Consider the following 19,912-nt stretch of genomic DNA (forward strand, 5'->3'; position numbering starts at 1 on the left):
GTCGTCGTGCACTGCGCCGGCGGCTACCGCTCCTCGGTCGCGGCCAGCCTGCTCCGCGGCGCCGGCCGGGCGGACGTCTCCGACCTGCTCGGCGGGTACGGCGCCTGGCAGACGCTGCACGCGGCCGTCTGACTGCCCGATCGCGGGTGACCGGGGGGAATCCACCGGTCACCCGCCTGACGCCTGGAGAAGAGATGACAGCGACTTCCGTCGCGCCGAGGCTGGGGCTGCGGGCGAACGCGGCCCAGTTCCTCCTGCTCGTCGCGGTCAACGCGCTGGTGGGCGGCGTACTCGGCACCGAGCGCACCGTGCTGCCGCTGCTCGGCGAGCGGGATTTCCAGCTGACGGCGTACACCGCCGCCCTGACGTACATCCTCGCCTTCGGCGCGACCAAGGCGGTCACCAACTTTTTCGCCGGCACCCTCTCCGACCGGTACGGCCGCAAGCCGGTGCTGCTGGCCGGCTGGCTGGTGGCGATCCCGGTGCCGCTGCTGCTCATCTGGGCGCCGAGCTGGGGCTGGGTGGTCGCCGCCAACGTGCTGCTCGGCGTCAACCAGGGACTGGCCTGGTCCACCACGGTGATCATGAAGATCGACCTGGTCGGACCGCACCGGCGCGGCCTCGCCATGGGACTGAACGAGGCTGCCGGCTACCTGGCGGTGGCCGTCACCGCGCTGGCCACCGGCGCCCTCGCCGCGCGGTACGGGTTGCGGCCCGCCCCGTTCCTGCTCGGTGCCGCCTACGTCGCGGTGGGCCTGGGCCTGTCCGCGCTGCTCGTCCGGGAGACGCGTGGCCACGCCCACCACGAGGCAGCCACCCACCAGGGACGTACCCAGCACGGCGGCCTCAGCACCAGGCAGGTCCTGGGTCTGGTCAGCTGGCGGGAGCCGGCACTCAGCTCGGCCAGCCAGGCGGGCCTGGTGAACAACCTCAACGACGGGCTCGCCTGGGGCCTGTTTCCGGTGCTGTTCGCCGCCGCCGGGCTCTCCCTGCCCCGGATCGGTCTGCTGGCGGCTCTGTACCCCGCAGTGTGGGGACTCGGCCAGCTCGTCACCGGCCCGCTCTCCGACCGGCTCGGCCGCAAGCCGCTCATCGTCGTCGGGATGCTGACCCAGGCCGGTGCGCTCGGGCTGATCGCCGGCGCCGACGGTTTCGGCGCGTGGGCGACGGCCGCGATGCTGCTGGGTGCCGGCACCGCGATGGTGTATCCCGCACTGCTGGCGGCGGTCGGTGACGTCGCCCACCCGGCGTGGCGCGCCCGCGCCGTGGGCGTCTACCGGCTCTGGCGGGACGCCGGCTTCGCGGTAGGCGCCGTGTCGGCCGGACTGCTCGCGGACCTCGTCGGCATCCGCGGAGCCACCTGGGCGGTGGCGGGACTCACCGCCGTCTCCGGCCTGCTCGTCGCGGTGCGGATGTACGAGACGCACGTCCGGCCGGCCCCGGCCGGCTGACGACACGCAGGGTCCACAGGGGATCGACGGAGCGTCTATCATGTGCGCCGACCGACCAGGCGGAAGGGACCCGATGCCGTCGCGGCAGGACCAACTCCACTCGTACCAGTTCACCGTCCAGCGGGCGGTCGCGGCGCTGGTCATGCGGGAGACCGACCCGGCGCAGTCGCCGTTCCGGCGGTTGGCCGGCGCGGGACTGGCCAGCGTGCTGGTCGCGGTGATCGCGCTCGGCGGCGTCGCCCTCTACGGCCTATTCGCCGGCGGCGGCAACTCCTGGCGGGACGCCGGCGCGGTGATCGTGGAGAAGGAGTCCGGCGCGCGGTTCGTCTACCGCGAGGAGAAGCTGCACCCGGTGCTCAACTACGCCTCCGCGCTGCTGATCATCGGGGCGGAGCGCCCGAAGACCATCCTGGTCTCCCGCCGCTCGATCGACGGCGTACCGCGCGGGCTGCCGCTCGGCATCGCCGACGCGCCGGACTCGCTGCCCGCGCCGGGCCGGCTCGCTTCCGCTCCCTGGACGGTCTGCTCGGTCGCCGCCACCGAGCCTGGCCGCACCGAGGCCCGCTCGGCGGTGCTGATCGGGCGGGAGGCGACCGGCGGCCGGCCGCTCGGCGAGCAGGCGTTGCTGCTCCGCCACCCGGACGGCAGTCTGTACCTGCTCTGGCACGACCGGCGCTACCTGCTCCGCGACACCGACCGGGTGCTGGCCGCGCTGGCCGCCACCCGGGAGCGGGCCCTGCCGGCGGCCGCCGCGCTGCTCAACACGGTGCCGGCCGGTGCCGACCTGGTCCCGCCCGCGGTGCCCGGTCTGGGCGCGCCGTCCGACCGGGTCGCCGGCGCCACCGCCGGCGACGTCTACCTGGTGCGCAACTCGGGCGGCGGACGCCAGTACGCGGTGGCCGAGCGGGACGGCCTGGCCGGCATCACCGAACTCCAGGCTGCCCTGCTGCTCGCCCGCACCGGTCAGGGCGACCCGAAGCCGATCACCCTCGGCCGGTTCGCCGCCCTGCCCAAGCGCCCCGACCGGGTGCCCATCGGGCCGACGGCCCCGCCGGCCGTGCCGCCCCGGCTGGCCGCCGTGGACGGCGGTGCGCTCTGCGCCCGGGTCGGCGACGACACCGGCGTACGCGACATCCGGGTGGACGTCACCCCGCCGGAGCTCTCCGCCGCCGCGCGGGCCACCGCCGGCCGGGGCGGGCTCGCCGACCAGGTGGCGGTCGAGCCCGGCCGAGGCGCGGTGGTCGAATCGGCGGCGGCGCCGGGCGCCTCCGGCGCGGTCTCCGTCGTCACCGACCTGGGCCGGCGGTACGTGCTGGCCGGCGCCGACGTGCTCGGCATGCTCGGCTACGCCGGTGTCCGCCCGGCCCGGCTGCCGGCGAGCCTGGTCAGCCTCGTCCCGGCCGGCAGCCCGCTCGACCCGGCCGCCGCCCCCACGGTCGCCGCCCCGGCCTGACGGCCAGCCCGACCGGCCCGCGCCCCGCCGTCCGGAGCGCGGCCCGGTCCTCGGACTGGGCGGTCAAGCCGCGGGCTTGCGCAGCACGGTCACCAGGAAGTCGGCGTCCTCCTGCCAGCGGCGCAGGTCCCAGGTGGCGAAGCGGTGCTCCAGCCGGAGCCCGGCCGCCACCGCGTCGTCGTCGAAGTCGGCCAGCGGGTAGCCGCGGTCGGTGCCGAAGCCGACCACCGCCACGCCGTCCGGGCGGACATGCGCGGCGATCCGGGTGAGCACCGCCCGCTCGGTGCCAGGGGCGACGAACGCCATCACGTTGCCGGCGCACACGGCGGCGTCGAACGGCTCCGGCTCGCCTTGCGCGGCCAGGTCCAGCTCCGCGAGGTCGGCGACGAGGAAGCGCGGGCCGGGGTGGTCGACCCGGGCGGCCTCGATCAGGACCGGGTCGGCGTCCACGCCCACCACCGAGTGACCCCGCACGGCCAGCGCGGCGGCGACCCGGCCAGTGCCGCAGCCGGCGTCCAGGATCCGCGCGCCCGGCGGGACCAGCGCGTCCAGCAGCCGCGCCTCGCCGGCCAGGTCGGCCCCCTCGGCGGCGAGCCGGCGGAACCGGTCGATGTACCACTGCGAGTGTCCTGGGTTCGTCTCGGTCACCCAACGGGTTGGCTTGCTCATGGGGCCACCGTAACCGGATCTTCCCGCCCCCGACCGAGGGAGTCAGCCGGCCCTGCGCTGGAGATACCCCCACCGGCGGAGCCGGTCGGCCACGTCCGGCCAGCAGGCGCGGCAGGCACCACCCCGTCAACCGGCGGAGAGGACGAGCTCCGCGATCCGCTCCGGCTGGTCGACCTGCACGAAGTGGCCCGCGTCCCCGAGCAGGTGGAGGTCGGCGCGCGGAAAGAGCTCGGCGAAGCGGCGCGCGACCCGCGGGTTGAGGGAGCGGTCCTCCACGCCGAAGATCACCCGCACCGGCCGGTCGAACCGGCGCAGGTCGGGTATCCGGCGCCGGCGCGTCAGGACGGTGCCGAGCAGGTCGTCGTTGAGCCGCCAGAACGCCGGCTGAGCCGCGACGAAGTCGTCGCACAGGCGCCGCACCAGCGGGGCTCGGCGTTGGTCGTCGCGGATGAACCTGCCCACCTGCCAGGCGTAGAGGCGCAGCGCGAGGGGCGACCCACGGCCCGCCAGCGCCCGGGCGGCGACGCGCACCAGCGGAGTCGAGTACAGCGCGATGGCGGGTGGCCGGCGCAGCGCGGCCGTCTGGTGGTAGTAGGTGTTGAGCAGCACCAGCGCGGCAACGCGGTGCGGATACAGCAGCGCCCAGTCGATCGCCGGTGGCCCGGACGCGTCGTGGGCCACCAGCACCACGCGCTCCAGCCCGAGGTGGTCGATCACCGCCGCGAGGTCCCCGGTCTGATTGTCCGCCGTGTACGGGTAGCCGTCAGGCTTGTCCGAGCGGCCCCAGCCGAGGAAGTCGAACCGGACCACTCGCCGGTCGCCGAGGTGCGGCATCAGCTCGTCGTAGAGGTGGAGGTTGTCGGGGAAGCCGTGCAGCAGGACCAGCGGCACCCCCTCGCCGCCGCTCACCTCGACATGCAGCTGGTGCCCGGCCCGGGGGATCTTGAGCGTCTCGCGTACCCCCGCCATCCCACCCCCGATCGCCGTGATCTGCATCGACATTAGCCCGTGAACCGGGCGATTCTGCTCGAATGGGCGGCACTGCCAGGCGTCGGCGAGAACCCCTCCGCGCCTGGCGGTGCGCCCGCTCAACCCTTCTCGGCGCCGCTGGTCAGCCCCTCGGTGAGCAGCCGTTCGCCGGCGAGGAAGAGGACCACGATGGGCAGGGTGAGGATCACCGACCCGGCCATCAGCACGGTCTTCGGCACCTCGACGCCGTCGGCGAGCAGCGACAGCCCCAGTGAGACCGTCCACCGGTTGGGTCGGTCTATCAGGAAGAGCAGGGCGAAGAGGAACCGGTGTAGACCAGCACCAGCCCGACCAGCGACCCGCGCAGCCCGGCCCGACTTCAGCACCTCGGCGTACGTGGCGACGGCCAGCTCGCCGATCGGCACCAGCGGCGAGCGGGGGCGAGGAGCAGCCGCTCGATGGGGCATCTAACCACATATGCCGATTTTCTTGGGTTAGAATCGGGGCCGGCACTTCCCTCGGAGCGACGCCATGGCCAACTGGGTTGTCTCTCTGGCCGGGCCCCGGCGGATCAGCCTGGAGCCCTGCCCCCCAGACCCGCTCGGCCCGGGCCAGGTCCGCGTCCGCACCTGCTACTCCGGCATCTCCGCCGGCACCGAGCTGACCCTTTACCGGGGCAGCAACCCCCGCCTCAGCAAAGACTGGGACGACGCCACCCGGATGTTCGTGCCCCGGCAGGCCGCGCCCGCGTACCCGGTGGTCGGCTTCGGCTACGAGGAGGTCGGCGAGGTCGTCGAAGTCGCCGCGGACGTCGCCGACCGCCGCCCGGGGCAGGTCGTCTGGGGGATCTGGGGGCATCGCGCGGAGGCCGTCGTGGCGGCCGCCGCAGTGACCCCGCTCGCGCCCGGGCTCGACCCGCTCGCCGCCGTCTTCGCCCGCCCCGGCGCCATCGCGCTGACCGCCGTGCTCGCCGGCGACCTGCACCTCGGCGACTGGGTCGGGGTCTTCGGGCAGGGAGTGATCGGGCTGCTCGGCACCCGGCTCGCCGTCCTCTCCGGAGCCCGGGTGGTCGCCGTCGACCGGGTGCCGACCCGGCTGGATCACGCCGGTCGGTTCGGCGCCCGCCGGATCGTCGACGCCGCCGCGGACTCGGCCGCCGCCGTGCTGCACGAGGCCACCGACGGGCGCGGCGCGGACGTCTGCCTGGAGCTGTCCGGGTCGTACCCGGCGCTGCACGAGGCGATCCGCGCCACCACCCACGCCGGCCGCGTCGTCGCCGCCGGCTTCTATCAGGGGTACGCCCACGGGCTGGGGCTCGGCGAGGAGTTCCACCACAACCGGATCCAGCTGGTGGCGGCCCAGGTCTCCGGGCCCAACCCGGCGCCCGGCACGGCCGGCCGGTGGACCGGAGCCCGGATCGCCCACACCTTCATGGACCTGGTGGCCGAGGGCAGCGTCGACCCGCTGCCGCTGGTGAGCCACGTCGTCGACGCGGGCGCGGTGGCCGACGCGCTGGCGCTGCTCGACCGCGGTGACGGTGACGTCCTCCAAGTAGTCCTGAGGTTCCCATGACCATCCCCCTCGCCTGCCAGGAGCAACTGCTCCCGGGCACCAGCCTGTCCGACAAGTACGCCCTCGCCGTCTCCCTCGGCTACCAGGGCATCGAGCTGCGCGGCCGGGGCGACCTGGCGTTCGCCCGGCGGCTGCCGGAGCTGCGCCGAGCCCGCGCCGACGGGGTGGTCATGCCGACCGTCTGCGTCGAGATGGACCACTTCATCGGCGACTTCGACCCGGAACGATCCCGGGACGCGGTGCGCAACCTCCGCTCCCAGCTCTCGGTGATCGCCGAGATCGGCGGGATCGGCGCGATGACCCCGGCCGCCTGGGGCATGTTCTCCCGCCGGCTGCCGCCGTTCGAGCCGCCCCGCCCGCCCGAGGGCGATCGGCAGGTGCTCGTCGACGCCCTGGGCGAGCTGGGCGAGCACGCCCGCGCCGAGGGGGTCGCCCTCTTCCTCGAACCCCTCAACCGGTACGAGGACCACATGGTCAACCGCCTCGACGAGGCCGTCGCCCTCTGCCGGACCGTCGACCTGCCCTCGGTACGCGTCGTCGCCGACACCTTCCACATGAACATCGAGGAGGACGACGTGCCCGCGGCGCTGCGCGCCGCCGCGCCGTACCTCGGGCATGTGCAGGTCAGCGACTCCAACCGGTACCAGCCCGGGGCGGGGCACCTGGACTGGCCGGCGCTGCTGCGTACCCTCGACGACCTCGGCTATCCCGGCTGGCTGGCCCTGGAGTGCCGGCTGCGCGGCGAGCCCGTGGCCGCCCTGCGGCAGGCCGCCACGGTCCTCGCCCGGACCCGGCCGAGCCGGGCGGCGGCGTGAACGGCGGCACCCCCGCGGGCGCCGCGTCGCTGCGCGCCGGCGACCCGTCGGGTGCCGAACGCGCCGCCGCGCTGCGCCGGCTGGCCGTCACCACCCTCGACGCCAACTGGGAACACGACCACACCGTCCCGTCGCGCACCCTCTACCCGCACCAGTGGAGCTGGGACTCGGCCTTCATCGCCCTCGGGCTGGTGCACGTCCGCCCCGACCGGGCCTGGCGGGAGCTGCGCACCCTCTTCGCCGCCCAGTGGGCCGACGGGCGGGTGCCGCACATCGTGTTCAACCCCGCGCTGCGGGTCGGCTCCTACTTCCCCGGGCCGGAGTTCTGGGACTCCGGCCGCGCCGACGGCGCCCCGGCGACGGCGACCTCCGGCATCGTCCAGCCACCGGTGCACGCCCCGGCCGCCTGGCTGGTACACCGCCAAGCCCCCTCCGAGGCGTCGCTGCAGGCGCTGCACTGGCTCTACCCGCGCCTGGTCGCCCAGCAGCGCTACCTGACCGGGCGGCGCGACGTCGGCGGCGGCGGGCTGGCCTGCATCGTGCACCCGTGGGAGTCCGGGCTGGACAACAGCCCCGCCTGGGACGTCCCGATGGCCGCGGTGCCGGCCGACGCCACCGTGATGCGCGCGTACCGCCGGCACGACATCGCGCACGCCGACGCCGCGCACCGCCCCACCGACCTGGACTACGCGCGCTACGTCGCGATCGTCGCCGCCTACCGGGCGGGCCGCTACCGGGACGAGGGGCTGGCCCGGCGACATCCGTTCCTGGTGGAGTGCCCGCTGGTCAACTCCGCGCTCGGGGCGGCCGAGCAGGCGCTGGCCCGGATCGCCACGGTCGTCGGCGCCGACCCCGGGCCACACCGGGACCGCGCGGCGCGGATCACCGAGGCGGTGGTCGCCCGGCTCTACGACCCGGTCACCGGCACGTTCCACCCGCGCGACCTGCGCACCGACCGGCTCGTCCCGGCCCGGACGGTGCTCGGGCTGATGCCGCTGGTCCTGCCCGACCTGCCCGCTCGGCAGGTGCGGGCGGTGCTCGCGGAGGCGTGCTCGCCACGGTTCGGCCTCGCCGCCCGGATGGACCGCCCGCTGCCCAGCTACGACCGCACCGCGCCGGACTTCGAGCCGCTGCGCTACTGGCGCGGCCCGAGCTGGCTGAACACCAGTTGGCTGCTGTGGCGCGGGCTGCGTACCCACCACCGGCCCGACCTGGCCGCCGGGCTCCGCGAGTCGATGTTCGCCCTGGTCGCCCAGGCCGGCTGCCACGAGTACTTCCACCCCGACACCGGGGAGGGCCTGGGTTCGCCGGCGTTCAGCTGGACCGCCTCGCTGCTGCTGGACGCCCTCGCCGACGGGTGAGCCGCGGCCGGTGGCTCACCCGCTGGATATCCTGCGGCCCATGCAGGAGGTACGGGTACGGGCCATGCGGCCGGCCGACGCCGACCGGGTGCTGGCCATCTACCAGCAGGGACTCGACGGCGGCGAGGCCAGCTTCGAGACCGTCGCGCCCTCCTGGAGCGCCTTTGACACCGGCCGGCTGCCCCGGCACCGCCTGGTAGCGGCCGACGCCGACGACCGGGTGCTCGGCTGGGTCGCCGTCTCGCCCACCTCGACCCGGGCGGTGTACGCCGGGGTGGTCGAGCACTCCGTCTACGTCGACCCCGCCGCCCGGGGCCGGGGCGTCGGCCGGCTGCTGCTGGACGCGCTGATCGCCTCCACCGAGGCGGTCGGCGTCTGGACCATCCAGTCGGGGATCTTCCCAGAGAACACCGCCAGCCTCGCCCTGCACGAACGGGCCGGGTTCCGGGTCATCGGCACCCGCGAGCGGGTCGGCCGCCACCACGGCCGCTGGCGGGACGTCGTCCTCCTCGAACGACGCAGCCCGGCGGTCGGCTGACCGGCGGCGGCCTCAACCCGCCGGGACGGCCGCCACCTCCCGGGCCGGCGCGGCCGGCGCGGCCTCCACGTCGAGGGGCGGCTCGGGGGTCAGCAGCTCGGCGGGGACCGGCTCGACCTCGACCCGGCAGTCGTGAAACGTCGGCGCGCCGCCCAGGTCGGTGTCGCGGACCGCGGTGACCGCGTTGACCGTGGCCCGCCTCGGGCTCAACCGCGCCCAGTACGCCTTGTAGGTGAACGCCAGCCCCGGCCGGGTCGCGTCGTCCACCGCCACCGCCGCCACGAACGCGCCCCGGTCGTTGTGCACCCGCACGGCATCGCCGTCGGCCAGGCCGCGCGCCGCCGCGTCGTCGGGGTGCAGGTGCACCCGGGGCGGCCCGGTCCGCCGGGTGTGCCAGGGCAGCGAGGCGAAGGTGGAGTTCATCAGGAACCGGCCGGCCGGCGCGACGAGCACCAGCGGGAACCGGCGAGCCAGCTCCGGATCGGCGGCCTCCACCGGCGGGGTGTAGCCGGGGAGGGGGTCCACCCCGAGCCGGGTCAGCGTCGGGTCGTGCAGCCGGGCCCGGCCGTCGGCCGTGGGGAAGCCGCCGTCGGCGTACGGGGCCGTGCCGACCGCCACCCCGGTGGTCCGGGCGTACGTCCGCTCGCACAGCTCCTCGAAGCTGACCGGGGCGCCGCGCAGCAGCTGCCGGGCCAGCGCCTCGTCGCTGTCCCGCAGCCGGGGATGGTCGAGGCCCAGCGCGGCGGCGATCCGGCGGAAGATCTCGGTGTTCGGCAGCGCCTCGCCGGGCGCCTGGGTGGCCGGCAGGTTCAGCGTCGTGTAGTGGTGCCCGTAGGAGGTGTGCAGGTCGAGGTGCTCGGGCTGCATGGTCGCCGGCAGCACCACGTCGGCGTAGTCGCAGGTGTCGGTCCAGCGCTGCTCCAGCACCACGGTGCACAGGTCGGTGCGGCGCAGGCCGGCGAGCAGCCGGTTCTGGTCGGGAGCGGTGGCCACCGGGTTGGCGTTGAACACCACGAGCGACGTCACCGGCGGGTCGGCCTCGCCGGTGAGCACGGCGGCGAGCCGGCTCATGTTCACCGACCGGGCCTTGGGGGCCGGCATGTCGGGCGGCCGGACGACCGCGTCGGCGGGGACCCGGTGGTGCCCGCTGGTCATGACGAGGGCGCCGCCGCCCGGGTGGCGGAAGTCGCCGGTGACCAGCGGCAGCGCGCAGATCGCCCGGATCGCCTGCCCGGCGCCGTGGTGCCGTTGCAGGCCCAGCCCCACCCGGATCGCGGTGGGCCGGGTGGTGGCGATCCGCTCGCCGAGCCGGCGTACCACCTCGACGGGCAGGCCGCACTCGGCGGCGGCCCGCTCCACCGGCCACTCGCCGAGCCGGGCGGCCAGGTCGGGCCAGCCGACGGTGTGCGCGGCCAGCCACTCCTCGTCGGCCGCGCCGGCGTCGAGGACGTGCCGCATCAGCCCGAGCGCCAGCGCCGCGTCGGTGCCGGGCAGCGGGGCGACGTGCTCGTCGCTGCGCGCCGCGCTGTCCGTGCGCAGCGGGTCGACGGTGACCAGGTACGCGCCGCGCTCCCGGGCCCGCTGCACGAACGGCCACAGGTGCAGGTTGGTGGCGAGCGGGTTCGCGCCCCACAGCACGATCAACTTCGCGTCCACGATCGACTCCGGCTCGAAGCCGACCGAGCCGCCGTAGATGGAGCTCAGCGCCGCCCGCGCCGCCCCGGTGCAGATGGTGGTGTCCAGCCGGGAGGCCCCCAGGTGGGCGAAGAGCCGCGGGCCCATCGTCCAGCCCTGCACGTGGCCCATGGTGCCGGCGAAGTAGTAGGGGAGGATCGACTCCGGGCCGTCCCGCTCGATGCTGGCGCGCAGCCCGGCGGCCACCCGGTCGATCGCCTCCGCCCAGCTCGCCGGCCGGTAGGCGACCCGCCCGACGCCCCTCGGCCCGGTCCGCACGTACGGCGTGGTCAGCCGGTCGGATCCGTTGACCGCGTCCAGGTAACGGTTGACCTTGCCGCAGAGCGCGCCCCGGGTGAACGGGTGGTCGCGGTCGCCGCGCAGCGCGACGGCCCGGCCGTCCTCCACCGTGAGCTGCCAGACGCAGGTGTCCGGGCAGTCCAACGGGCAGGCGCCGGGGTGGGTGGTGCGGGCCATGCCGCGAGCCTACCGACCAGGTCCACTAGCGTGGTGCCGCAGTCGAGCGGTGGGAGCGTCGTGCGCGAGATCGACAAGGTGGCCTGGATCCGGATCGAGGACGGTCGGGTGCTCAGCACCCGATCCCGGGGGAAGGACGTCTGGTACCTGCCCGGCGGCAAGCGGGAGGCGGGCGAGACCGATCTGGAGACGCTGGCCCGGGAGATCACCGAGGAGCTGGGCGTCGCGATCGAGCCCGGGTCGGCGGCGCACGTCGGCACGTTCACCGCGCAGGCCCACGGGCACGCCACCGGGACGCTGGTGCGGATGACCTGCTACGCCGCCGACTACCGGGGCACGCTGCGGCCGGCGAGCGAGATCGAGGAGTTGGCCTGGCTCGGCTACGCCGACCGGCATCGGGTCTCCCCGGTGGACCAGGTCATCTTCGACCATTTCCGGTCCACCGGCGTACTGCGCTGACGGCCGGTCAGCCGGGCAGCAGCCGGGCCAGGGCGCGCAGCGCGGTCCGGACGGTGTCCTCGTCGGCGCTGAGGCTGACCCGCAGCCCGGGCGGGGCGCCGCGCCGGGCGGCGAACTCCTCCACCCCGGCGACCGCGACGCCCCGGCGGCGGGCCAGCGCGGTGACCGCCTCGGCGTCGTGGTCCAGGCGTACCCAGGCGAACGGCGCCGGCCCGGGGGCGGTGACCCGGTCGCCGAGCAGGTCCCGGGCGAGCGCGGCCCGGCCGGCCAGTTCGGTGGCTCGGGCGGCGGCGAGCCGGTGCGCGGTCCCGCTCAGCACGAGCTGGGTGGCGACCTCGGCGACCAGCGGCGCGGGCGCCCAGGCGAGCGCGCGGGCGGCGGCGCGCAACGGTTCGGCGAGGGCCGCCGGGGCGTACCGGTAGCCGATCCGCAGTCCGGGGGCGAGGGTCTTGGTGATTCCGGTCAGGTGCACGGTGCGGGCGTGCCAGGCGGCGACGGGCGGCGGCCGGTCGGGCAGCAGCGCGCCGAACGGGTCCTCCTCGACGACGGTGAGGTCGTGGGCGGCGGCGACGGCGGCGATCTCCCGGCGGCGCGCGGCCGCCATGGTGACCCCGGTCGGGTTGTGCAGGGTGGGGTGCAGGTGCAGCGCGGCGACCCGTCGGCGCGCGCAGAGCCGGTCGATGGCGTCCGGGCGGGCCCCGGCCGCGTCGCTGGGCACGGTGGCCAGTTCGATGCGGAGCAGGCGGGCGGCGGCGAGCAGCCCGGGGTTGGTCAGCTCGGTGGTGACCACCACCTGTCGGGGCTGGGCGACGGCGGCCAGCGCGGCGGCGAGGCCGTGTTGCCCGCCGGCGGTCACCTCGACCGTGTCGGGGTCGGGCTGCCAGCCGGCGTGGGCCATCCAGCGGGCGCCCGCGATGCGGTGCCGCACCGCGTCGGCGTCCTCGGCGCCGACCGCGAGGGGGTCGGCGGCGATCCGGTGCAGGATCGGCGCGACGGCGCGGTGCACCGGGCCGTGCCCGGGCGGGTGCACGGCGGCCACGTCGAGCGCGGGCGCGGCGCCGGCGGTCGGCGGGGTGGGCGCGGCGGCGACGAAGGTGCCCCGACCGACCTCGCCGCTGAGCAGGCCGCGCCGGGCGGCCACCTGGTAGGCGCGGCCCACGGTGGCGATGGTGACGCCGAGCCGTCGGGCCAGCTCGCGCTGCGGCGGCAGCCGGTCGCCGGGGGAGAGCCGGCCGGCCGCGATGTCCGCGCCGATCGCGTCGGCGAGCGCCAGGTAGCGGGGTCCGGCCCCGGACAGCCCCGTCGGGTCCCAGATTGTCACCGTGACAATCTAGCCGCCGCGCCGCCCGGCCGCCGCCGGATTGTCACCGTGACAATCTGCCCCGCCCGGCTTCCGGGGTACGCGCCGGAAGCTGCCCGCATGACCGTCACCCCGGCCGCCCTCTGGCGGCACGCCACCTTCCGCCGGCTCTGGCTCTCCGACGCCGTCAGCACCCTCGGCACCCACGTCACCACCGTGGCGCTGCCCCTCACCGCGTTGACCGTGCTCGGCGCCGGCTCCACCGGGGTGGCCGCGCTGACCGCCGCGACCACCCTGCCGTACCTGCTGCTCGGCATCCCCGCCGGGGCGATCGTGGACCGGCTGCCCCGCCGGGCGGTGCTCGTCGCCGCCGACGTCGCCCGCGCCCTGCTGCTGGCCAGCGTGCCCCTCGCCTGGGCGGCCGGGCTGCTGAGCCTCGCTCAGCTCGTGGCGGTGGCGCTGCTCGCCGGCTGCGCCACCGTCCTGTTCGACGTGGCGTACTTCGCCGCGGTGCCGGCGGTGGTGCCGGCCGGGCGGCTCGCCGACGCCAACACCCGCCTGGAGGCGACCCGGGCGGTCGGCCAGACCGCTGGCCCCGGCGTGGCCGGCGTGCTGGTCGGGGCGCTGGGCGCGCCGGTCGCGCTGCTGGTCGACGTGGCCAGCTTCGTCGCCTCGGCGCTCTTCCTCGCCGGTACGCCCCGACTGGCCCGGTCCTCGGCTCCCGGTGCGGGCGGGATGTGGCGGGACGCCGCCGGCGGGATCCGCTTCGTGTTCCGCGACCCGGTGGTCCGAGCGCTGACCCTCTGCTCCGGGCTGACCAACCTGTGGCAGGCCGGCTTCCTGGCCATGCTGCTGGTGTACGCGGTCCGCGAGCTGCGGCTGCCCGCCGCCACGGTCGGCCTGCTGATCGCCGGCGCCAACGTCGGCTACCTACTCGGCGCGGCGGTGGCCGGCCAGGCCCGCGCCCGGCTCGGCGTCGGGCGGGCGGTCACCTGGGCGGCCGTCCTCCAGGCCGGCGCCGCGCTGGTGCTCGTGCCGCACCCGCTCGGCATCGCCGCCGGTCTGGCGGTGAACGCGTTCGCCAGCGGGCTCTACAACGTCAACGCGGTCAGTCTCCGGCAGGCCGCCACGCCCCCGGCGATGCTGTCCCGGATGACCGCCACCAGCCGGTTCGTCATCTGGGGCGCGATGCCGCTCGGCGCGTCCCTCGGCGGGGTGCTGACCGCACTGGCGGGGGCGCCGACGTACCTGGCGCTGGCCTCGGTGGGGATGGCCGCGGCGGCGCTGGTCACCCGCTGCTCGCCGGTCTGGCGTACCCGGGACTTCCCGACCTCTGCGGACCGGCCCGCCCCGGCGGAGGCCGACGCGGCGGTGCCCGTCGGGCGGTGACCGTCGTTTGCCGCCGCCGGCCGCGGGTATCCCGGCCCGCGGCGGCCCGGGGCGGCCGGCGAGGACAGGAGGCGGGCGTGCGGTTTCCCCGATTCGTCGAGGCGGTGTCCCGCCGCGCCGAGCTGCCCACCGAGCTGGCCGCCACGATCTCCCGCGCCGTCCTGCAGACCCTGGCCGAGCGGGTGACCGGAGGTGAGTCGGCCGACCTGGCCGCGCAACTGCCCGACGAGCTGAGTGGCTACCTCACCGCCCCGGCCGAGGGTGCGGTGACCGGGGGCGCGGTCACCTTCGTGCACCGGGTCGCCGACCGGGCCGCGGTGGACCCGGCGGTCGCCGAGATGGGCACCCGGGCGGTGCTCGTCACGCTGCGGGAGACGGTCACCGTCGACGAGTTCCAGGACCTGGTGGCGCAGCTGCCGAAGGGATTCGACGCGATGGTCGACCCGATCCCCCGACCACCGTACGATCGCTGAGGACGCACCGCCACTTCGTGGTGGCCGATGGTGGTTGGCCGGATACGTTCGGCCGGTGCGTGGTACGAGTGCTCAGTGAGTGCTGACGACCGCCGACCAGGCGTCAATCGGTCACAGCGTGATCGCGCCGCGGAGAACGTGAAGGCCGGTGCGGCCCGGATTCGAGGTCGAAGTGGCCGCGCCGGTCGACTGCGGCTGAATCACCTTGAAGTCGCTCTGGTGATCTCCCTGCAGGCGGGACTCGCCGCAGCTCTGGCCTGGTGGATCGGACACGATGTGCTGGGCAACCCCTCGCCGGTCTTCGCGCCGTCCGCCGCGGTGGGCACGATCGTCGCCGCGCTCGGCCAGCGTGCCCGCCGCACCGCTGAGCTGCTCATCGGAGTCGGACTGGGCATTGCCACCACCGACTTCCTGCTGACATTTCTGGGCACCGGCATCTGGCAGACCGGCTTCGTCGTCGGATGTGCGATCCTGGCCACGCTCGTGTTGTTCGGCCGCAGCGGGGCAGCCGTCGGGCAGGCCGGCGGCACGGCGGTGCTGCTCGCGACCCTGGCTCCGGCTCAAAAGAACCTTGAGTGGCCGCGGATCGTCGAGTCGACGGTCGGCGCTGTCGTCGGCCTTGTGGTGGTCGCGTTGCTGCTACCGATCAACCCGATGCGGATCCTCGACCGCGACGCGGCCCCCGTCTACCAGTGCCTGGCCCATCAGCTGAGGGAGGTCTCCGCAGCCCTCGCGACCCACGATCAGCAACGGGCGGTGCGCGCGCTGGACACACTACGCAGCATGGGACCGGACATCGAGCGGATGCATGAGGCGCTCAGCGGCGCCGAAGAGGTCGTCAGCCTGGCGCCTGCCCGATGGCAGCGCCGCCAGGACGTGGAGCGCTTCGCCCGCGCGACCGTGTACCTGGAACGAGTCATCGAACACAGCCGAGGGGTGGCCCGCCGGTCGGCGCTGGCGCTGCAGTACGACGAGCCGATTCCCCCCGACCTGTCCGTCGGCGTCGGCCACCTCGCCGACGCGGTCGAGCTCCTGCGCCGTGAGCACCGTGCCGGGCGCCCCACCGAAGGAACCCGCCGGAAGATCCGCGACGCCGTGCAGGACGCCGGCCGGGCCCCAGCCCGCGGAGTCAACGACTTCGGAGATGCGGTGGTGACCCAGCTCCGCACCGCTGCGAGCGACCTGCTCCGAGCCATCGGCTGCGACCCGACCTCGGCGAATCAGGAGATACGGAACGCTATCCGGCACGGCGAGGACTCCATTCAGGCAGGTGGCCCGTCCGAATGAGTGGACGCCTGGCAGCATCGCCGGTCAGCGGACGGGTACGTGCGAGCGAGTTCGTGCTCGGGCCTGCGCTACCGGTGGCGGACCACCGCCTTCGGGGTCGATGCGCAGCTGTTGGGCGTTGCTGGTCAACGTGTCGAGGAGACAGCTGATCAGGGGGTGTTGGCGGGTGCCGTGGCGGATGGCGGCGTACAGGGTGCGGTGGATGTGAGGCTGGCGGACGCGTAGCAGCGTCTCTGATCAGCTTAGCGATCCTGAGTCGGATTGGGTTTCCGGGATCGTTTCCCACCGTGGTGGAGTTGCGTGGGCGTGGAGGTGGAATCCGGCGCCCAGTGCTGCTCCTCGTGGCCGGTGGCCGGTGGTGGGTGTGCTGATCGTGTTCACGCTCTGGCGTCGGTGGGCTGCGCGGGGCAGCCTCAGCCGATCCGTTGGTGCGTGTCCCTCCGGACGCTTGCCCGCCTGGCTGTGGGGCCGGGTGGGGGAGGGTGCCCTGCGTCGCCGGGGCGCGGGGCGTGGTGGCTTGTGCCGGGTAGGGCCGGTCTTTGACCCGTCTCCTCGGCTGGCCTTGGCAGTGGGGGTGACGACGGCGGTGGCTTCGAGGGTGTCCACGACCGAGCGGATCGTCATGGCACCGCTGCCGCGGTCGGTGACGGTCTTGGCCTGATGGGTGAGGCCACGGGCGGCGATGCGACGCCATGCGCCGTGGTCGCGGTCGCCTTGCCAGCCGCAGCTTTCGGTGTTGGGGCAGGTGGCCCACTTCCAGCCCGCTGTGGTGGGCCGGTCGGGTGCTTTGCGGTGCCGCAGCGGGGTCAGGCATTGCGGGCAGTGTTTGGAGGTGTGGCGGGCGGGGACGGTGACGACGGCGATAGCGGCCTCGGCGGCGAGGTGCCGCATGCGGTCGGTGATCTTTCCGCGTACCTGCTGGGACAGGCGCGTGTTCAGGGTGGCGCCCATGCCCTTGGCTTCCATCGACCGCAGGTCTTCCACATAGATGACGCTCGCCTCGGCGGCGATTGCCTGGTCCACGGCCCACCTGGCAGCAGCCCACGCAAGCGCGTCGTTCAGGTTCTGGCGGCGCTCGGACACGTGGCGAATCTCGCCGCGGAGCACCTCGTGTTTCGCTCTCAGGTGTTCGTCGAGGCGGCCGTCGATCAGCCGCTGGTAGTGGTCGGCCTTGGCGTGCAGCCGCTCACTGTGGCGGCGCAGGCGGTGCTGCTTGGCGAGGACTCCAGCGGCCCGGAACTGGCCACCAGCCCCTTTAGCCGTGATCCACCCCTGCGGGTGCAGTCGCAGCGCTCCGGCGCACAGGAGGGTGTTGAGGCCCCAGTCCACGCCGAGCGCGACCGTGTGACCGGTGCGCCGGGCTTTCGGCACGGCATGCGTGTACGCAACGTCGGCGCGCACCTGTCGGCCGGCCACGCGCAGGGTGGGCAGGTGCACCACCGCGTCCGCAGGGACCGTGGGCGGTAGCGTGATCGGGCAGGCCACCCACGTCCAGTCCCGGTACGCCTGCGGATCTGGACGGGTGGGCAACTGCAGGCGCAGCAGCGCCCTGCCCGGGTCGGTCTCGCTGCGTTCGATGGTGGCCTGCTGCCGGTCGCACGCGGCGAGCAGCAGCGTCCGCGGGATTTTCGGGCGGTTTTCCAGTTCGAACACGTCCACGGGCAGGCGGCCATGCGCGGCAAGGAACGTGGTGGCCTGCCGGGTGCGGCCCTTGATGAGGCTCGACGGCAGATACTTCCCGCCGGGAATCGAGTCCCGAACCTGCTCCCACTCCTGCGGGGTACGTTTGCGCGGATCGGCCGGCCAGGTTGCCAGTACCCCGGCGGTCAGATCAGCACGCCACTTCACCGAACGCAGCGCTCGCCCAGCCTGCTCCTGAGCCATCCGCACGATCCGGTCATTGACCTTCACACCCTCCGGGGCGGTGACGGTCCAACCCAGCCGCCGCAGCGCCATCCACGCGTTCGACGGCAGCTTGCCGCCGCCGACGTCCTGCCCGGAGGCCAGCACATTCACATCTGCGGTGTTCCAGTGGTCGCTGATCAGGGCGCCCACCATGCCGGCCACCAGGTCGGCGCACCAGCCGATCCGTTCGGCGAGCATCGCCTGGGACAGAACTTTGCCGGTCTCCTCCTCCACGCCTGCGCGCACAAGGGCGCGGGCGCACGCGGTACGGGAGGCCTCGCCTTCGGCCAGCAGCGGCTTCCGGCTCACCGGCCACCGGCCTCGCATTGCCCGGACCCGGCCAGCAATTCATCGCCTCGCCATCAAACCAGAAGAACCGACGCTCACGACCGACCCAAATCGCCGGAACCTTCCCCGACTCAGCCCAAGAACTAACCGTCACAGCGTGAAAACCAAGACGCTTCGCGGCCAGCGGGAGCCGAAGAAGTTCCACACGATCAATCTACGAACACTGACGATTCCTAAGCAAATCAGTCAGCCTTTCGCCGTGCCGCCCGTGTCCATGCACGGACGGTTCCGTTGGAGGGGAGGGCCGCGTCGGGCGTACCCTGACCGCGCCCTCGCGCGATGGTAATCCACCCCGCCGATGGCACTGTCCGATGTATACCCGCCGCCCGGCCCGGTTCGGCGTGCGGGCAGCAGCGTAGCTCAGCTCGCCGTATTTCGTGCCGCGTAGATGGTTTCCGACGCAACTGATTCCGGGACGAGGCGGCTTAGGCGGTCGAAATTCCTGTTCCGGGCCGTATCCGACACGGTCTATCCACTCGCGGGAATCCATGGCAGTATCCCTCGCGGATGCAGTTGCGTCGATTCGATCTATGCGACTACATCGATCATGTCCGCGACGATGCGGGCGCGTGCCTGTCTGGGGGGAGGCGTGCTGGTGATGCTCCATGTCTTGATCCGGTCCGAGGTGGAGCCGCGCGGGGCTGGCCCGGTCCACGCGCGATGATCCCTCGACACATCGCGGTGGTCGGCAGCGGAGCTCTCGCCCGAGCCCTCGCCCACTCGCTCGCCGCGCTCGCGCCGTCCGGTCCGCCCGTCCGGTCCGACGCACCGGTCATGGTCACCCTGCTGGCCCGCGACGGCGCCGCGGTCGAAGAACTCGCCCGCGCCTGCCAGATCCGGGCCGCGGTCAGCGGCACCGCAGTCTCGTTCGCCGCCGAACCGCTGATCGACGAAACCGAGGCGCTGGGTCGGCTCCGCCCGGACCTGCTGGTCTGCTGCGCCTCGGGCCAGTCGCCGTACGAGCGGCTGACCGCCCCCTCGGCCTGGACCAAGCTGGTCGCCGAGGCGGGCTTCGGGCTCACCCTGCCGCTGCAGGCCACGGTCGCGGTGCGGCTGGCCCGGGCGGTCGCCCGGGTGTCCCCGGAGACCCGGTTCGTCAACGGTGCCTTCCCGGACGTGGTGAACCCGCTGCTGGCCGCCCTCGACCTGCCCGTGCTGTGCGGGATCGGCAACGTCGCCACGCTGGCCGCCTGCCTGCGGGCCAGCCTGGGCCTCGGCGCCGCCGACCGGCTCGCGATGCTCGGCCACCACGTGCACCTCGCCGCCCCGACGAACCCCGACGACGAGGTCCGCGCCTGGTCCGACGGCGTCCCGGTGGCCGGCGTGACCGCCCTGCTGGCCGCCGACCGGGCGCTGCCCCGCCGCGAGCTGAACGCCATCGCCGGGCACGCCGCGGCCCGGCTGCTGCTCGACCTGGTCTCCGGCGCCGAGGTCCGCACCAACCTGCCCGGGCCGATCGGGTTGCCCGGCGGGTACCCGGTCCGGATTTCCGCCGAGACGATCGCCCTGGACCTCCCCGCGGAGGTCACCCGGACCGCCGCCGTCGACTGGAACCTGCGGGTCGGGCGGCGCGACGGGGTGCAGCTGGTCGACGGGCGGATCGAATACCCGCCGGCCACCGCCGCCGCGATCGCGGACCACCTGCCCGCCCTCGCGGACGGATGGACGCCTTCGGCCCTCGACCAGGTCACCGAAGAACTCACCGCGCTACGGGCACGGCTGAGGCTGGCGCCACCCGTGCCCGCCGCCGCCCGGCTGGCCTGACCAAGGAG

Annotated in this window: 18 protein-coding genes; 12 read left to right on the forward strand and 6 right to left on the reverse strand. The window is 74.5% G+C overall.

Annotated elements, in window-relative coordinates; all coding sequences use genetic code 11:
- From ACFYOS_RS30010 to eccB, 3 genes are all read left to right on the forward strand, one after another.
- The coding region (locus ACFYOS_RS30010) for a rhodanese-like domain-containing protein (protein ID WP_387148800.1) at positions 1-132 on the forward strand (132 nt) is incomplete at its 5' end.
- Positions 133-194: 62 nt separating this feature from the next.
- Positions 195-1,451 (forward strand): MFS transporter, encoded by a 1,257-nt coding sequence (locus tag ACFYOS_RS30015; protein ID WP_387148722.1) that lies wholly within the window; start codon positions 195-197, stop codon positions 1,449-1,451.
- A gap of 73 nt (positions 1,452-1,524) precedes the next feature.
- The gene (gene eccB / locus ACFYOS_RS30020; RefSeq protein WP_387148724.1) at positions 1,525-2,904 is read left to right on the forward strand and encodes a type VII secretion protein EccB; all 1,380 of its coding nucleotides are present in this window, start codon (positions 1,525-1,527) and stop codon (positions 2,902-2,904) included.
- Between the two features lie 63 nt (positions 2,905-2,967).
- Here the strand turns inward: eccB and ACFYOS_RS30025 are convergent, their stop codons facing one another.
- The 3 genes from ACFYOS_RS30025 to ACFYOS_RS30035 form a co-directional block, all read right to left on the reverse strand.
- Positions 2,968-3,573: a class I SAM-dependent methyltransferase gene (locus ACFYOS_RS30025; RefSeq protein WP_387148726.1), complete on the reverse strand. Its 606-nt coding sequence runs from the start codon at positions 3,571-3,573 to the stop codon at positions 2,968-2,970.
- A gap of 126 nt (positions 3,574-3,699) precedes the next feature.
- Complete coding sequence (locus ACFYOS_RS30030; protein ID WP_387148728.1) at positions 3,700-4,569, reverse strand: alpha/beta fold hydrolase; 870 nt, start codon at positions 4,567-4,569, stop codon at positions 3,700-3,702.
- A 92-nt stretch (positions 4,570-4,661) separates the two neighbouring features.
- A complete protein-coding gene (locus ACFYOS_RS30035; protein WP_387148730.1) occupies positions 4,662-5,009 on the reverse strand; it encodes a hypothetical protein in 348 nt (115 codons plus the stop codon).
- Positions 5,010-5,073: 64 nt separating this feature from the next.
- On the opposite strand from ACFYOS_RS30035, the gene ACFYOS_RS30040 reads away from it, so the two are divergent.
- From ACFYOS_RS30040 to ACFYOS_RS30055, 4 genes are read left to right on the forward strand one after another with little or no spacing between them, the layout of a single operon-like run.
- Entirely contained in the window at positions 5,074-6,114 is a 1,041-nt protein-coding gene (locus ACFYOS_RS30040) for a zinc-binding alcohol dehydrogenase (RefSeq protein WP_387148731.1), read from the forward strand.
- Complete coding sequence (locus tag ACFYOS_RS30045) at positions 6,111-6,929, forward strand: TIM barrel protein (protein ID WP_387148733.1); 819 nt, start codon at positions 6,111-6,113, stop codon at positions 6,927-6,929. Before ACFYOS_RS30040 ends, ACFYOS_RS30045 begins: the two co-directional genes overlap by 4 nt.
- Complete coding sequence (locus tag ACFYOS_RS30050; RefSeq protein WP_387148735.1) at positions 6,926-8,290, forward strand: hypothetical protein; 1,365 nt, start codon at positions 6,926-6,928, stop codon at positions 8,288-8,290. Before ACFYOS_RS30045 ends, ACFYOS_RS30050 begins: the two co-directional genes overlap by 4 nt.
- A 40-nt stretch (positions 8,291-8,330) precedes the next feature.
- A complete protein-coding gene (locus ACFYOS_RS30055; protein ID WP_387148737.1) occupies positions 8,331-8,828 on the forward strand; it encodes a GNAT family N-acetyltransferase in 498 nt (165 codons plus the stop codon).
- 12 nt (positions 8,829-8,840) lie between these two features.
- Here the strand turns inward: ACFYOS_RS30055 and ACFYOS_RS30060 are convergent, their stop codons facing one another.
- Positions 8,841-10,979 carry a molybdopterin-dependent oxidoreductase gene (locus tag ACFYOS_RS30060; protein ID WP_387148738.1) on the reverse strand — a complete coding sequence of 713 codons (2,139 nt, stop codon included), beginning with the start codon at positions 10,977-10,979 and terminating at the stop codon, positions 8,841-8,843.
- Between the two features lie 60 nt (positions 10,980-11,039).
- Between ACFYOS_RS30060 and ACFYOS_RS30065 the strand changes: the two genes are divergently transcribed.
- Positions 11,040-11,438 (forward strand): NUDIX domain-containing protein, encoded by a 399-nt coding sequence (locus ACFYOS_RS30065; RefSeq protein ID WP_387148740.1) that lies wholly within the window; start codon positions 11,040-11,042, stop codon positions 11,436-11,438.
- A gap of 7 nt (positions 11,439-11,445) precedes the next feature.
- Here ACFYOS_RS30065 and ACFYOS_RS30070 read toward each other — a convergent pair whose 3' ends face one another.
- Complete coding sequence (locus ACFYOS_RS30070) at positions 11,446-12,759, reverse strand: PLP-dependent aminotransferase family protein (protein WP_387148742.1); 1,314 nt, start codon at positions 12,757-12,759, stop codon at positions 11,446-11,448.
- Between the two features lie 99 nt (positions 12,760-12,858).
- Here ACFYOS_RS30070 and ACFYOS_RS30075 point away from each other — a divergent pair, with 99 nt between their 5' ends.
- From ACFYOS_RS30075 to ACFYOS_RS30085, 3 genes are all read left to right on the forward strand, one after another.
- Entirely contained in the window at positions 12,859-14,127 is a 1,269-nt protein-coding gene (locus ACFYOS_RS30075) for an MFS transporter (protein WP_387148744.1), read from the forward strand.
- 77 nt (positions 14,128-14,204) lie between these two features.
- Entirely contained in the window at positions 14,205-14,600 is a 396-nt protein-coding gene (locus ACFYOS_RS30080) for a DUF2267 domain-containing protein (RefSeq protein ID WP_387148746.1), read from the forward strand.
- Positions 14,601-14,627: 27 nt separating this feature from the next.
- The gene (locus ACFYOS_RS30085) at positions 14,628-15,887 is read left to right on the forward strand and encodes an aromatic acid exporter family protein (RefSeq protein ID WP_387148748.1); all 1,260 of its coding nucleotides are present in this window, start codon (positions 14,628-14,630) and stop codon (positions 15,885-15,887) included.
- A 237-nt stretch (positions 15,888-16,124) separates the two neighbouring features.
- On the opposite strand, the gene ACFYOS_RS30090 is transcribed toward ACFYOS_RS30085, so the two are convergent.
- On the reverse strand, positions 16,125-18,101 hold the full coding sequence (locus ACFYOS_RS30090; protein WP_387148750.1) for a zinc ribbon domain-containing protein: 1,977 nt from the start codon (positions 18,099-18,101) through the stop codon (positions 16,125-16,127).
- 699 nt (positions 18,102-18,800) lie between these two features.
- On the opposite strand from ACFYOS_RS30090, the gene ACFYOS_RS30095 reads away from it, so the two are divergent.
- Positions 18,801-19,904, forward strand: coding sequence for a potassium transporter TrkA (locus tag ACFYOS_RS30095; RefSeq protein WP_387148752.1), 1,104 nt, complete (start codon positions 18,801-18,803; stop codon positions 19,902-19,904).
- Positions 19,905-19,912 lie beyond the last annotated feature (8 nt).

Source organism: Micromonospora sp. NPDC005806, from assembly GCF_042871425.1.
Classification (GTDB): Bacteria; Actinomycetota; Actinomycetes; order Mycobacteriales; family Micromonosporaceae; genus Micromonospora.

Coding starts and splice junctions, on each gene's coding strand:
- ACFYOS_RS30015 (WP_387148722.1), top strand. CDS start 195: ATGACAGCGACTTCCGTCGCGCCGAGGCTGGGGCTGCGGGCGAACGCG.
- eccB (WP_387148724.1), top strand. CDS start 1,525: ATGCCGTCGCGGCAGGACCAACTCCACTCGTACCAGTTCACCGTCCAG.
- ACFYOS_RS30025 (WP_387148726.1), bottom strand. CDS start 3,573: ATGAGCAAGCCAACCCGTTGGGTGACCGAGACGAACCCAGGACACTCG.
- ACFYOS_RS30030 (WP_387148728.1), bottom strand. CDS start 4,569: ATGCAGATCACGGCGATCGGGGGTGGGATGGCGGGGGTACGCGAGACG.
- ACFYOS_RS30035 (WP_387148730.1), bottom strand. CDS start 5,009: ATGCCCCATCGAGCGGCTGCTCCTCGCCCCCGCTCGCCGCTGGTGCCG.
- ACFYOS_RS30040 (WP_387148731.1), top strand. CDS start 5,074: ATGGCCAACTGGGTTGTCTCTCTGGCCGGGCCCCGGCGGATCAGCCTG.
- ACFYOS_RS30045 (WP_387148733.1), top strand. CDS start 6,111: ATGACCATCCCCCTCGCCTGCCAGGAGCAACTGCTCCCGGGCACCAGC.
- ACFYOS_RS30055 (WP_387148737.1), top strand. CDS start 8,331: ATGCAGGAGGTACGGGTACGGGCCATGCGGCCGGCCGACGCCGACCGG.
- ACFYOS_RS30060 (WP_387148738.1), bottom strand. CDS start 10,979: ATGGCCCGCACCACCCACCCCGGCGCCTGCCCGTTGGACTGCCCGGAC.
- ACFYOS_RS30075 (WP_387148744.1), top strand. CDS start 12,859: ATGACCGTCACCCCGGCCGCCCTCTGGCGGCACGCCACCTTCCGCCGG.
- ACFYOS_RS30085 (WP_387148748.1), top strand. CDS start 14,628: ATGGTGGTTGGCCGGATACGTTCGGCCGGTGCGTGGTACGAGTGCTCA.
- ACFYOS_RS30095 (WP_387148752.1), top strand. CDS start 18,801: ATGATCCCTCGACACATCGCGGTGGTCGGCAGCGGAGCTCTCGCCCGA.